The 13,928-nt window shown below is 36.1% G+C and carries 16 protein-coding genes; 1 reads left to right on the top strand and 15 read right to left on the bottom strand.

Going from position 1 to position 13,928, the window contains the following annotated elements; all coding sequences use genetic code 11:
• Positions 1-7: 7 nt before the first annotated feature.
• Complete coding sequence (dapB, locus tag ACIQ7L_RS03585; RefSeq protein ID WP_400566687.1) at positions 8-808, bottom strand: 4-hydroxy-tetrahydrodipicolinate reductase; 801 nt, start codon at positions 806-808, stop codon at positions 8-10.
• Entirely contained in the window at positions 805-1,149 is a 345-nt protein-coding gene (locus tag ACIQ7L_RS03590) for a nucleotide pyrophosphohydrolase (RefSeq protein WP_097897340.1), read from the bottom strand. The genes dapB and ACIQ7L_RS03590 overlap by 4 nt, the downstream gene beginning before the upstream one ends.
• 188 nt (positions 1,150-1,337) lie before the next feature.
• Here ACIQ7L_RS03590 and ACIQ7L_RS03595 point away from each other — a divergent pair, with 188 nt between their 5' ends.
• Positions 1,338-2,219 (top strand): YitT family protein, encoded by an 882-nt coding sequence (locus ACIQ7L_RS03595; RefSeq protein ID WP_400566690.1) that lies wholly within the window; start codon positions 1,338-1,340, stop codon positions 2,217-2,219.
• A gap of 82 nt (positions 2,220-2,301) precedes the next feature.
• On the opposite strand, the gene ACIQ7L_RS03600 is transcribed toward ACIQ7L_RS03595, so the two are convergent.
• From ACIQ7L_RS03600 to hisC, 13 genes are all read right to left on the bottom strand, one after another.
• A complete protein-coding gene (locus tag ACIQ7L_RS03600; protein WP_400566693.1) occupies positions 2,302-2,934 on the bottom strand; it encodes a uracil-DNA glycosylase in 633 nt (210 codons plus the stop codon).
• A gap of 314 nt (positions 2,935-3,248) precedes the next feature.
• Positions 3,249-3,932, bottom strand: a complete 684-nt coding sequence (locus ACIQ7L_RS03605; protein ID WP_400566695.1) for a zinc metallopeptidase — start codon at positions 3,930-3,932, stop codon at positions 3,249-3,251.
• Between the two features lie 102 nt (positions 3,933-4,034).
• Positions 4,035-4,823, bottom strand: coding sequence for a sporulation protein YpjB (gene ypjB, locus ACIQ7L_RS03610; RefSeq protein ID WP_400566698.1), 789 nt, complete (start codon positions 4,821-4,823; stop codon positions 4,035-4,037).
• 110 nt (positions 4,824-4,933) lie between these two features.
• The gene (gene lit, locus ACIQ7L_RS03615) at positions 4,934-5,620 is read right to left on the bottom strand and encodes a lipoprotein intramolecular transacylase Lit (protein ID WP_400566701.1); all 687 of its coding nucleotides are present in this window, start codon (positions 5,618-5,620) and stop codon (positions 4,934-4,936) included.
• A 27-nt stretch (positions 5,621-5,647) separates the two neighbouring features.
• Positions 5,648-6,238: a lipoprotein heptaprenylglyceryl N-acetyltransferase LhaT gene (gene lhaT / locus ACIQ7L_RS03620; RefSeq protein ID WP_400566703.1), complete on the bottom strand. Its 591-nt coding sequence runs from the start codon at positions 6,236-6,238 to the stop codon at positions 5,648-5,650.
• 235 nt (positions 6,239-6,473) lie between these two features.
• Positions 6,474-7,241 carry a menaquinol-cytochrome c reductase cytochrome b/c subunit gene (gene qcrC / locus ACIQ7L_RS03625; RefSeq protein WP_400566706.1) on the bottom strand — a complete coding sequence of 256 codons (768 nt, stop codon included), beginning with the start codon at positions 7,239-7,241 and terminating at the stop codon, positions 6,474-6,476.
• A gap of 44 nt (positions 7,242-7,285) precedes the next feature.
• A complete protein-coding gene (gene qcrB, locus ACIQ7L_RS03630) occupies positions 7,286-7,960 on the bottom strand; it encodes a menaquinol-cytochrome c reductase cytochrome b subunit (RefSeq protein WP_097897225.1) in 675 nt (224 codons plus the stop codon).
• A complete protein-coding gene (qcrA, locus tag ACIQ7L_RS03635; RefSeq protein ID WP_097897226.1) occupies positions 7,961-8,473 on the bottom strand; it encodes a menaquinol-cytochrome c reductase iron-sulfur subunit in 513 nt (170 codons plus the stop codon).
• 138 nt (positions 8,474-8,611) lie between these two features.
• Positions 8,612-9,073, bottom strand: coding sequence for a YpiF family protein (locus tag ACIQ7L_RS03640; RefSeq protein ID WP_400566708.1), 462 nt, complete (start codon positions 9,071-9,073; stop codon positions 8,612-8,614).
• Between the two features lie 162 nt (positions 9,074-9,235).
• A complete protein-coding gene (locus ACIQ7L_RS03645; RefSeq protein ID WP_097897228.1) occupies positions 9,236-9,772 on the bottom strand; it encodes a ReoY family proteolytic degradation factor in 537 nt (178 codons plus the stop codon).
• 74 nt (positions 9,773-9,846) lie between these two features.
• Complete coding sequence (locus ACIQ7L_RS03650; protein WP_400566711.1) at positions 9,847-11,109, bottom strand: tetratricopeptide repeat protein; 1,263 nt, start codon at positions 11,107-11,109, stop codon at positions 9,847-9,849.
• Between the two features lie 123 nt (positions 11,110-11,232).
• Positions 11,233-12,510 (bottom strand): 3-phosphoshikimate 1-carboxyvinyltransferase, encoded by a 1,278-nt coding sequence (aroA, locus tag ACIQ7L_RS03655; RefSeq protein ID WP_400566714.1) that lies wholly within the window; start codon positions 12,508-12,510, stop codon positions 11,233-11,235.
• A 136-nt stretch (positions 12,511-12,646) separates the two neighbouring features.
• Positions 12,647-13,747 carry a histidinol-phosphate transaminase gene (gene hisC / locus ACIQ7L_RS03660; protein ID WP_400566716.1) on the bottom strand — a complete coding sequence of 367 codons (1,101 nt, stop codon included), beginning with the start codon at positions 13,745-13,747 and terminating at the stop codon, positions 12,647-12,649.
• Positions 13,748-13,928 lie beyond the last annotated feature (181 nt).

A 13,928-nucleotide genomic window follows, 5' to 3' on the forward strand; every position in this document is an offset into this window, starting at 1 on the left:
TCTCCCTTTAGTCGATAATATTTTCTAAACCGTATACAAGATGATCAAGATTCATCACTGTTTCAATCGACAATTTGACCCCTGACATAAATGACGCTCGATTGAATGAGTCATGACGAACTGTTAACATTTGTCCGTCACCACCAAATAACACTTCTTGATGGGCAATAAGACCTGGTAAACGTACGCTATGAATATGAATCCCATCTACGTTTGCACCACGTGCTCCTTTTAATTGCTCCGTTTCATTTGGATGACCTTGTTGTTTTGGTTCACGGTTTTGACGGATTAAATCTACCGTTTTCACAGCTGTTCCTGAAGGGGCATCCAATTTTTGATCATGATGTAATTCGATTACTTCAACATCTTGGAAATATTTCGCTGCCATTTGAGAAAACTTCATCATAAGTACAGCACCAATCGCAAAGTTTGGAGCAATAATTGTACCTACTTGTTTTTCTTTCGCCGTTTCCGTTAAATGCTGAAGCTCTTCTTCTGTAAATCCAGTCGTACCGATAACAGAACGAAGACCATGTTCAACAGCAAGCGTAACATGCTGCTTCCCTACTTCCGGTGTTGTTAAATCTAATAGTACATCCGCTTCTACTTCATTTAAACAAGTCTGTAAATCAGCATAGATTGGCGTATTTAATGCTGGCATTCCAGGTAAATCTGAAATTTTCTCTCCGCCATGCTTATAATCAACTGCTGCTACTAATTGGAAATGCTCTGTTCTCTCCATAAGAAGAACTGCTTCATGCCCCATACGTCCTCTTGGTCCCGCAATAATTACTTTAATATCTTTCATACCTCTTTCTCTCCCTCTTCAATACGTGTCCAACGATCTTTATCACGTGTATTAAATTTATTCATTACAATGTTATGTGCTGTTTCTAAATCAATATGTAAACTATTTGCCATACAAATCATAACAAATAACACATCTCCGAGTTCTTCTTCAATTGTTCGCTCTTTTTCAGTCGTTTTCTTCGGTTTTTCACCATAGTAGTGATTCACTTCCCTTGCAAGTTCACCCATTTCTTCTGTTAAACGAGCCATCATTGCAAGTGGACTAAAATAACCTTCTTTAAATTGACTAATATATGCATCTACTTCTTTCTGCATATCTTTCATCGTTTTTTGTTCCATGTTATTCACCTCTAATCCTTCCTCTTTCATGTTAGCCAATTCATCGCGATTTGACAAATATTATTCCACCTTCCTCCCTATTTGCCACGTTTTTTTGGATAGACTATAATAAAGTGAAACTTTCTTTTGCTATGTTTTACCGTTTTAGCGGAGCAACATAATTATTTACATATTAGGGGGCTTTCTACATGAAAACAAACTTGAAGATTCAAAATATTATTTTTATTTTAATTGGTTCCGCTATTTTCTCTTTTGGCATCGTAAATATCAATATTGAAAACCACTTAGCAGAAGGCGGATTTACAGGCATTACGTTATTATTATATTTTCTATTTTCACTTGATCCTTCTTATACAAACTTAATCTTAAACATTCCTCTGTTTTTCGTCGGTTGGAAATTACTCGGCCGGACAACTTTCTTATATACATTAATCGGAACATTTAGCGTCTCCTTATTTCTATGGATTTTTCAGCGTTATGAATTATTCAATTTACATTTAAACTTACAAAACGATATGACACTAGCAGCACTGTTCGCCGGGGCATTTATTGGGATTGGTCTTGGAATTATATTCAAATATGGCGGAACAACTGGTGGTGTCGATATCATTGCAAGGCTAGCTCATAAATATATTGGCTGGAGCATGGGAAAAACAATGTTTATGTTTGATGCTGTTGTCATTTTCATCTCCATCCTTACATATTTATCTTATCGCGAAGGTATGTATACATTGGTTGCTGTCTTTATTGGCGCAAAGGTTATTGATTTTATGCAAGAAGGAGCTTATGCAGCAAAAGGAGCAACCATTATCTCAGATAAAAACGACGAAATTGCTGACAAGATTTTATCTGAAATGGAGCGCGGGGCAACCTTTTTAAAAGCTGTTGGTTCCTATACAAAGACTGAGCGAAACGTACTTTATTGCGTTGTTGCAAAAAACGAAATCGTAAAACTAAAAAATATTATTACTTCTGTAGATCCTCATGCATTTGTTGCAGTAAGTGATGTACATGATGTAGTGGGTGAAGGATTTACACTAGATGAGAATAAAAATCCGTTACATAACTAAACATGCAAACGACAGAAAACTAGAAAAGCAATCGAACCCGATAAGCTTTTCTAGTTTTTAAATACTTCTAGAAAGATATCTACTATATGTACTTCCTCAACTTTTCGAAATCATCATAAATGAATTCCAACAAACTTCTATTATAAAAAATAGAAGCCGGATGAAAAGTCGGAAAAATATTATATACTTTCTCAGTCCATACAAATTCCGTGCTTTGATTATTTTTTAACTTTTGTACCGGCTGCTGTAATAATTCTCCGTGAACCTCCGTAATCTTTTGATCCCGTCCAACCAAACGCTTTAATGCAATATTCCCAAGCGTTACGATAACCGGTGCCTGAATTTGTTCTAGTTCGTAATCTAACAAAGAAGCATGTGCAAGTATCTCTTTTTGAGTTGGTGTTCGGTTATATTTTTTCTGACTAACTTGTCCATTTCTTTCTCTTTTCTCTCTCCATGTATAGGGACGGCTTCGAACCGCACTCGTAATGTATACGTCTTGCCTTGTAATATCAATGCGCTCTAAAAATGTCATTAGCTGCTTCCCTGCTCTTCCACTAAATGGAATACCATTATGAATTTCCGTTTCTCCAGGTGCTTCCCCAACAAGCATCAATTTGGGATTTTTAGGACCCTGTCCACATAAAAATCCCTCTAATGCATAGTTAGCACTACGCTCTTTCACATGCTGTACTAATGAATCTGGATATTGCATTTCCATCACCTTCACTTATAATCACTTGATTTATACTTATTATAACTTTCGCATTAAAATTCATTACACTACTTTTTAATCAATTTAATGTAATACATAAATAAAAAGATGTTGATTATTTACTTTAAAAAGAAAATTGCGATATTTACATAATGAATGTATAATATTTCATGGCTCTAAATACAAATCTACAAGAAATTCACATTAGAATTTGGCCCAACAGTTGATATGAACTTACAAGATACTGCCAAAGGTCAAACTGTTACATTTGAATTACCAAGATAAAGAAAAAAGACTATCGAAATCGATAGCCTTTAATCATCACTACGCTGCATACCCGTATACACTAGTACTAAACGAAGTAATTCAAATACCGCCACAGCCGCAGCTGCCACATATGTTAACGCTGCTGCATTCAATACTTTACGAGCTTGCCCATATTCATCTGTTGATACAATTCCAAGTGCTTCAATTTGCTGCATCGCACGTTTAGATGCATCAAACTCAACCGGTAATGTAACAAGTTGGAAAAGCACACCTGCTGCCATTAAAACAATCCCTAATAACAACAATTTTGTCATCGTCGCAAATATACCAATCATTATAAAGATCCATGACATATTAGATCCAAAGTTCGCAATCGGAACTAGTGAATGGCGAATGCGCATAAAATTATAATCTTTCGCGTCCTGAATCGCATGTCCTACTTCATGAGCCGCTACAGCTGTTCCTGCAACAGAATGGCCATAATAGTTATCTGTAGACAAGCGAACCGTCTTTGCTGTTGGATCATAGTGATCTGATAAATGACCTGGTGTTTCTTCTACAGCAATATTGTACAAACCATTTTCATCTAGAATTTTTCGAGCTACTTCCGCCCCTGTCATACCTGATGTGGAATACACTTGTGAATACTTACTATAAGCACTACGTACTTTAGACTGTGCATACAACGGTATGATCATAATGATCGCGAAGTAAATTAAATAAAACATCATGAACCTCCAGTAAAGTCGTAATTATTAATACTTCCCATTCTATTTTCTTCTTTAAACATTGTCAACAAAGAAACCTTACAATCCTTGCCTTCATTTACAGTGTTATCGATTTTTAGAATGAAGACCACTTTTACGCTTCGCCTTCTCACCTTTGTATTTTCTCCACCCTACATATGTTAATGTGAATAAAATAATCCCTCCTGTAATTGTCATAAACCAAATAAGAGACGAATCTACTTCATCTTTCTTTACCGTTTGAAATATTTTTTGTAAATCTCCTTTAATGATGCCTAATTGCGTTTGCCCACTTTTATTTTTTAACATCATATTACGAAATTCATCCAAATACGATAAGTGTGCATTCACACGCTGCGATTGATTCTCTGGTAGCGCAATCATTAAGCTTGGATAAATAATATCAAATTCATGCAAAAATGTATTTAACGATTGTTGAAAACGCTCATCGTCTTCCTTTTTCATTGCTTTTTCCACTTTAGCAAAAGCGCCCATGACCCGCTCTTCTCGCTCCATCCAAAGAGGTTGAAATTTAGATACCTCTGCATCTACCGCCAATTGCAAGGCTAACACATCGTCTATCTTCATCTGTCTATCTAAACTTTCCCCTCCGAGAGATTGTTGGGCTTTATCATATGCTAAAGAAATGACTCGAAAATGCATCGGTGTTACTTTCTTTTCTTGTACATTCTCCTTTAACACAAATTGCTCTGAAAAATGTTGTAACACTTGTATTGCTTTTTCATCTTCCTTTTGTTTGACAAGCTGCAAAGAATCATCTAATAACCCTGTTAATTCATTCCACTCTTCAGCATATATACGTACTGGAAACAATATAAGCAGAAATGCTATCATTCCAATTAATGCTCTCTTCATTCCGGTCCCCCCTATAACTACTAGTACAAAATATGTTTAGGTGGACAAGAATAGAACAGAACGAAGGCGGAAAATATTTTATCCCGATTGGTAAGGAATACAGTTTCACTTTATGAATAAAGTTTTTTTGCGGAAGATTTTCTCTTCTTTACTAAATATCGATACAAGCCATAACAAAAAACACTTCCACATAAAATCAATATTAAAATTACACATGCTGCATGCATAAAAAATTGTTCTGGTAACATTAAAATAATAGGGTCTGTTTCACTATCAAATTGCCAGTAATCATTACTAAACAAGAGCTTATGAAATAATACAAAACTCTTTTCGAAATCAATAGCAATTGGTAGAGTAAGCGCTATCGGAAATATAATTGTGAGAATTGCACCATATAATAAAAACTTCACTTTTCGTTTACGTAATAAATACCACCCGCCCAGTAAAACGATCCCGAGTGCCATACACATTGCGTATTGAATATTCACTAAAATATTTTTCACATCTACAAAATGGATTCTTCCATTTGTAGACATATTCAGGGTAGGAAACTGTAATGACCCATGATAAAAAGGAGAAAGATATGTAATTAGTACATCATAGTTCTTCTTAATCTCCAGCTCTGTCATATTAGCCAAATCTGGTATATGTAAAAAGTGTATATCTGCATAATATAACCATTTCCCATACACAACAATTGTAGTTGCAATCGCAAAAATAGAAAATGCTATACAATATGCAACGATAGAATTTATAAAGCTATCTAGCACTCTTATCCCTATCTTATTTTCATTCATTTACTTTCCCCAATTCTTCATTTAAATTCATAGCGAAAATTGCTTTCGATTCTTTCTTAAGCAAAAATAATATGTAATCCCTAACACAGCGATACTCAACCAAAACGTAAAATAACCGATTTGCTCTACGAACAAATGCATAATTCCATATCTCGGCATTTGCCAAAATAGATAATCAATCACATCATTATGTAATGTCCATACACCTGCTACAATAAAATGCCACTTTTTTATACGGTAAAACGGGGCATACAGTAAACCTTGTATAGCCATTGCAAGATGAGAAAGGACTAACATATAACTCATAAATCCAAGAGGCCCCTTCACCACAAACATAATACCATTGACAACAACAGCCCAAATGCCATATTTCATTAAAGAAATAATCGCTAAAGCTTCTACTAATCCCCAATTTTTATTTTGCAAAAAAGCGAATAAAACAAACACAAAAAAGAGACTTGCTATAGGGCTATCTGGAACAAACGGCCAAAATATGAGTGAAGTTTCCTTAAGTTGATTTCCATACCAAATAAATCCATAAATCGTACCTAATATGTTGATAACTAATAAAAATAATAAAACTGAACGTTGCCTTAATATCGCATACAAGTAAGCCAATTTGTATGTACAACACCTTTCAAACAAAGTAATTCCCTATCATAAAATGCAACTTTAATCAGCCCGCACGAATCGAGCTGTTACGGGCAGTTTATCTCTCACCTAATTTCTTTTGCTGAACTTTGAGATGGAAGTATTACTGCTCGCAAATAGCGAGATAAAAAATTCCTACTCTATTATAACAAAATTCCTCTTATAAATAACGAAGTCGACTGCAAAATTGCAGTCGACTTCGTTATTTTTTATTGTACTTTGTAATGAATTCTGAAACCTTTTTCAGTTCCTCATCTGTGCCTTTAAATACCCCTTTAGGCATGGCACCTTTTCCATCTTTTGCAATCTTTGCAATTTCTTCTGGTTTTAACGTTAAGTTTTGTAGTGCTGGTGCTGCTGCACCACCTTGTAAGTTATCACCATGACATGTCAAACATGTATTTTTTTGCATCAATTTATAACCTTCATCATTCTTATCAACTGGTGTCGTTTTTACAATTGCCCCCTGTTTTTTCGCCGCCGCCCAATCATGATGTGCTACAGATTCCCAAGTTAAGAAAAAGATAGATGCAATGGCTAAAAGCATAAATCCAGTTGCCACAGGGCGTTTCAGTGGACGCCTTTCTGGTCCACGATCAAGAAACGGCGCCAACATCAATGCTCCAAACGCAATCCCTGGCATGATAAATGCACCAATCACAGTAAATGAACCCGATGCATATGAGTACTTTAAAAGCTGATACAGAAATAAGAAATACCAGTCTGGAAGTGGTATATATCCTGCATCTGTAGGATCCGCCATTCTTTCAAGTGGTGACGGGTGTGCCACTGTTAAACATAAATAACCGATTAAAAAAACCGCACCAACCATCCATTCTTTTAACAAGAAGTTTGGCCAAAATGCTTCTGTTTTCCCTGGGTATTCGGAATAATCTTTCGGAATATTTGGTTTCCTAGCTACAGGTACGCGAGAATCTCCTACAAACTTCATCCCTTTGCCGCGATGCATAATCTCCCTCCTTCAGTTCTTTTCCCCTTTAATTTAGTAATCTCTTATAGTGGACCTGAAATACCTTGTTTGCGAATCATAATGAAGTGGAAGGCCATTAAGGCTAGAAGTGCTGCTGGTAAGAAGAAGACGTGAATAGCAAAGAAGCGAGTTAGTGTTTGAGCGCCAACAATTTCGGAATGGCCAGCAAGTAGTGTTTTAATATAAGGACCAATAAGCGGTGTTTGCTCCGCGATTTGAATCCCTACTTTTGTTGCAAATAATGCTTTCATATCCCACGGTAATAAATATCCGGTAAAACCAAGACCTAACATAACAAAGAAAATAAGAACGCCAACAATCCAGTTTAATTCACGAGGCTTTTTATAAGCACCTTGGAAGAAAACTCTGAGTGTATGTAAAAACATCATTACAATTACAAGGCTAGCACCCCAATGGTGCATACCGCGAACGATTTGCCCATATGCAACTTCATTTTGTAAATAATAGACCGATTCCCAAGCATTTTTAATATCTGGTACATAATACATAGTCAAAAACATTCCTGATAAAATTTGAATAACAGTAACGAAAAATGTAAGTCCCCCAAAGCAGTAGACGAATGCCGAAAAATGATGCGCTGGATTGACATGTTCGGGCACCTCATGGTCAGCAATATCGCGCCATATTGGTGTAACATCTAACCGTTCATCCACCCAATCATAAATTTTATTTAACATCTATTTCGCACCCCCTCTTGGCTTGGCTTTTCCTAAATAAAGCGTTCCATCTTTTACTTTAGATTCATACACATCCAACGGAGCAAGAGGTGGTGTTCCTTTTATGTTGATACCATCTTTTGTGTAACGCCCCCCATGACATGGGCAATAAAATTGGTTAGGATGTGCCTTATCTGAATTCCAGTTAACCGTACACCCTAAATGTTTACAAACTGGAGAAAATGCAACAATGTCTCCGCTTTCATCTTTATGCACCCAAGCAGATTTCGGTTCTTCGGACTTATACCATCCATCAACCTGCTTTACCTTAAAGTCGAAGCGTTTTGGTTCTGTCGTAATCTCTTTTACTTGTGCAACAGCAACCATCTCTCCCACTGCTTCTTTCCTTAACACTGGATCAAGCGCAAAGCGCGTCATCGGCATTAAAATCCCAGCTGCCATAAAGCCTCCTACACCTGTAAGTGTGTAGTTTAAAAATTGTCTTCTTGACACACGGTGTTCTTTCTCGCCCACGAAAATTTCCCCCCTCTATCAGAAATTGTCCCCTCGTGAAAAAGCCATGTAAAAAATAAAAACTAGGACACTATCATGATATAATACCCACATGCACAGGTCAATATCATACTACTCATAATAATGAGAACTATCTATTTATTTTATATTTTCCCACTTTTCTGTTAATTTTTCCATTATGTTTTTGACATGTGCATGAATCACCTCTCGTTTCGCTTGATCACTAAATTGTTCTAATGATAAAGCTGGTAACCAAAATAATTGACCTGTCAATGTATCGATGGCTTCTTTCCAGGAAAAATCACTTGTGACATAAGCGATATGTTTCACCCCTTGCTCTTGTAAATGATTTGTCCATTCTTGCAAACGATCTTTCTCCTCTGGCTGCTTTTCTACTAAATAAGTAAATGCGGGTAATAAAAGCACTCTTCCCTTATATTCCCTTTCTAACTCCATACTTAGCGCCTCAATAAATTCCCCTTGTTCTACAGCCATTTTCATCTCTTTGGCAACTGAAATTGAAAGAAGGGGTATAATACCTGTATCTACATACTCTCTCGCTTGTACAAATTGTTCCGCATCTTTTACAGCCCATTTCAACTTTTCTCCCCCCTTTGCGTAATACCTAAATAAATGTCAGAACTTTCACTTTATATATATTAAACCATACTAAAACGAGTAAAAAAAGAAAAACTACCTATATTAGGCAGTTTTTCTTTACACATTCGGAGATTTGTCAAAATTACACAGTACAAATATCCCTTACAAAGTTTTCAATTCTGCTGTTAACTTACAAAAAGCTTCCTTATCCTGATTGTCTAGCGCTTCATCAATTTGTTTTAAAAGACGCTCTCTTCGGAATGAAAATACACTCTCTTCTAAAAAGCGCTCTGCAAGTAGACGATCTTTTTCATTCACTTCAATATGCTTTGGCAAGTATGGATTTTCTTCTAACACTGCTACATAATTTGCATTTTGGAACGATGATTTAAAATTAAGTTGAATATAAATATCCTCATCCCGATTTAAACGAATGTCATGAAATGATTTTTCTGCATCTGTCGTCATAACATTTTGTTTAAAAAAATGAAACGGTGTTTCTTTTACACAATTTGCTGACATAACCAAGCCACGTGGACAATATTTTGCATGTTCTACGAAGTGAACTTTATGCATTAATTGATCGTGACTCATTAAATAATTTAAAATCCATACACATTCACGCTGTTTCAGTTGATAATTATTTAAAAACCATTTCACAAAATCCTTCTTCTCGTTTACAGAAACAGGGGTATTCATAGCGCTTAAGTCCCTCCTCTGTCTTTCTTTTTTCTTATTTAGATTCAAGAAGCAGCATTCAGTTTCCTTCCAAATTATGAAAAATCCTCTAAATTATATAACAATTCTTCAATATGAATTTGTGTCGGATCCAGTTGTATTAAGCGTGTAAATACTTCTTTTGCCTCTTTTCGCAAACCTTCTTCTAACAAGAAGTAACCGTACTCTTCCAAGAAATCCGGATGATTCTTAAAAGAAGTATATGCACTTTCATAGTGTTTTAATGCATCTGAATACATTTCTAATTGTTTTTTCGCAAATGCAAGATCCCAAAGTAACTGTGTATCTTGTTCCCCGCTATCAATTGCATTTTCTACAACCACAATTAGCTCTTCATATTTTTCTTGTTCCTTTAAGATATAGGCATATTTTAATATTGCCCCTAAATGTCCTGGATCTAATTGAAGCGCTTTTCGAAGAACTTCTTCTGCCTCCGCCAATTTACCTAGCTTTGCCGTAATATTTGCTAGTTCTACATAAAGTGGTACAGATAGTTCATCTATTTTAATTCCATCATGAAGTGTTTCGTAACTTTCTTGAAGCATTCCTTCTTTTTCATAGCATTTTGCTAAATACATGTACAATGATGCATATTCTGGGTCTAATTCTTTTAGTTCTTGCCAAGCCCTAATTGCTCTTTGATATTCTTCACCTTGATAAAGTGTAAATGCATAACCGAATAAAGAATGAATATCTTTTTGCTCTTCTAACCCTTCTTCATAATAAGTAATCGCTTCTTCCCAGTTTCCAATCGCACTTAACGTTTCAGCTAGACGAAGAGCAATCACAACTCCTCCCATTACCTTGTGTTCAGAAAGTAATGATTGGTAATAAGCAATCGCCTTTTGTTCTTCACCTTTACTGCTATATAATTCTGCAAGACCAAATGTAATAACAGGCTCTTCTGGCATCATTTCTTTCGCTTTTAATAACTTTTGTTCTGCAACATCATCAAAGCCTTGCATTTGGAACAAGTCCGCAACAAGCAATAAAGATTGAACATAAAGCTCATCATCTTCAGGAATGTCATGAAGTACCTCAATTGCCTCATCTTCTCTATCTAAATCAATATATAATTCTGCTAAAAATATCGTAAATTCACTTTCTTCGGGATATAACAAACGTAAATCTTCTATAATTGCTAACGCTTCATCCATGAATCCTAGCGTATGATAGTAACGAGCAATATCATATTTCTCCTCGTCTGTTCCTTGCTTCACTTGTTCTTTTAATTGCTGTAATCCTTTTTCTACCTCACCATTTTCAATATAAGAAACAGCTTGTTCAAACTTTTGCATAAATATCTCCTTTAATTCTAAAAATATTCTCGTCTATTCATTTAATCATAAACAACTGTTGCCTTGTAAGCAACTAAAAGGAAGGAGAAAAGAATCTTCTTCAATAGAAAAAGATTCTTTTTTTCACAGAGATTCCAACTGCTCAAAAAAGTTTGGATAGGATACAGCAACCGCATCACTACCTTTTATTTCCACTTCTCCCTCTACAATACAAGAAGCAACTGCGAGCATCATACCAATACGATGATCCCCATGACTATCAACCATACTTCCTTGTAATTTCTGATTCCCATAGATAATCATACCATCTGATGTAGCTTCAATTTGCACACCTAGTTTCCGAAGCTCTTTAACCACTGTATCGATGCGATTCGTTTCTTTTACTTTTAGTTCCTCGGCATCCTTAATAATTGTTGTTCCTGTTGCCTGTGTTGCTAGTAAAGCAATAATAGGAATCTCATCAATTAATCTTGGAATAAGAGAACCACCGATCTCTATTCCCTTTAACTTAGAAGTTTCAATTGTAAGATCTCCACATGGCTCAAGCTCTTCATTTCGAATATTATGAATAGAAATACTTGCTCCCATTTCTAATAAAACATCTAGAATTCCTGTTCTTGTTGGGTTTAGGCCAACATTTTTTAATACGAGTTTACTATTTGGAACAATTGCACCAGCCACTAAGAAAAAGGCCGCTGAAGAAATATCGCCTGGAACTTCAATTTCCGTTCCGATAAGAGATTGGCCACCTTGCAATGAAACTGTCCGATCATTCACATCTACTTGACATCCAAATGCACGTAGCATTCGCTCCGTATGATCACGTGATTGTAACGGCTCAGTTACCGAAGTTACTCCTTCTCCTTGTAAACCAGCAAGTAAAACGGCTGATTTCACTTGCGCACTTGCTACAGTGGAATGATAGTGTATCCCTTTTACAGCCCCTCCTCGAATAGATAATGGTGTATATTGTCCCTCTTCCCTGCCATCAATTTGTGCATTCATTTCGCGAAGAGGGACTGTAACACGTTTCATAGGACGTTTTCCAATAGATTCATCCCCAATTACAACACAATGAAAAGGAGTATTCGCCAAAATACCGAGCATGAGACGAATGGTAGTCCCTGAGTTTCCTACATCTAGTACCTCTTTCGGTTCCTGTAACCCATCTAATCCTTTACCATATATAGTGACATCGTTTCCACTTTGTTCAATCGTCACACCTAGCTTCCGAAAACACGCAATTGTACTTAAGCAATCTTCTCCTAATAAGAAGTTTGAGATTTTTGTTGTTCCTTCCGCTATTGCCCCAAACATCACAGCACGATGTGAAATAGATTTATCTCCAGGGACAATTATCGTTCCATTCAAGCCCTTTTTCTGCCTTATGAATCCTGTCATTTTTTTATCCTCCTCATATATGAATCATCATACGTACTATTGTTCTCATATACTGTCTCTCTATTGTACAGCTTTCCTTCTTTACCGTGCAAACAAACGAAGAAAGCGACTCCTATAATGGGAGCCGCTACCATTTTTAAGAATATGTTTCTTCTTTCTTTACAAGTTCCGTAAGCAATTCAATTATTTCATCATTCTCTTCTTTCAAACCGACCGTAATCCGGATACCATCCGGTAAACCAAATGCTGCACCAGAGCGGACGATATATCCTTTTTTCATCAATCTCTCAAATGCTTCATTCCCCGGAATACCAATTTTTAAGAAGATAAAATTCGTTTGGGATGGATAATAGAATACATCGTACTCTTTACAAAATTTATAATATTGATTTAACCCTTCGGCATTCTTTTTCACACATTCTTGTAAAAACTCTTGGTCTTCTATTGCCACTGCCGCTACAGCTTGTGCGACAGTTGACGTATTAAATGGTAATCTCGCTACTTCTAACTTCTCAATTAATTTTGCATTCCCTACAGCATAACCAATTCGGAACGCAGCTAATCCATAAGCTTTAGAAAACGTGCGCAGCACCATAAGGTTTTCATATTTTTCAAGAAGCGGTAATGTTTGTGGATAATCTTCAGCTCCTGCATATTCATAGTATGCTTCGTCCATGATAACAAGCGCAGACTTTGGAACTGCTTCTAAAAATGAAAGTAATTTTTGCTTTTCTACATATGTACCTGTTGGATTATTTGGATTACAAATCCAGACGATTTTCGTTTTTTCATCGACTTGCTCAAGCATTGCATCTAAATCATGAATCCCATCTTTTAATGACACTTCACAAACTTCGGCACCTTCAATTACGGCATGGTGATAATATTGTGAAAATGTCGGATTCGCCATTACAACATTTGTATCTTTATGTAATAAGGCACGACTAATCATTTGAATGACTTCATCTAAACCACTACCAAACAAAAGTTGTTCTGGTTTCACATGAAGATGCGTTGCCACCTTTTCACGAAGCTCAAAAGCTGCGCCATCTGGATATAAAGCATACTGCTTAACTAACGAAGTTAAAGCTTCTGTCACACGACTCGAACAGCCAAACGAGTTCTCATTCGATGCTAGTTTTACAATCTTCGATAATCCATACTCTCTCTTTACTTCTTCAATATTTTTGCCAGGTACATATGCTTTCAAAGTTAACAACTGCTCTTTTACTCTCATTTTTCTTCCCCCAGTCATTTTGTTAAGTTAGGTTGCAATATAAAGAATTTCTATCTCGAAATTCTTTATATTGCAAACTTCTCTCATAACCGTCATCATCACTAGAATATCTTTGCATAATCATCCAGTACTATCTCTTTCACAAAATACATTCATAGTTGTATACAAATCGGGAATTACA

The organism is Bacillus sp. NPDC094106, assembly GCF_044764345.1.
In the GTDB taxonomy this organism is placed as follows: Bacteria; Bacillota; Bacilli; order Bacillales; family Bacillaceae_G; genus Bacillus_A.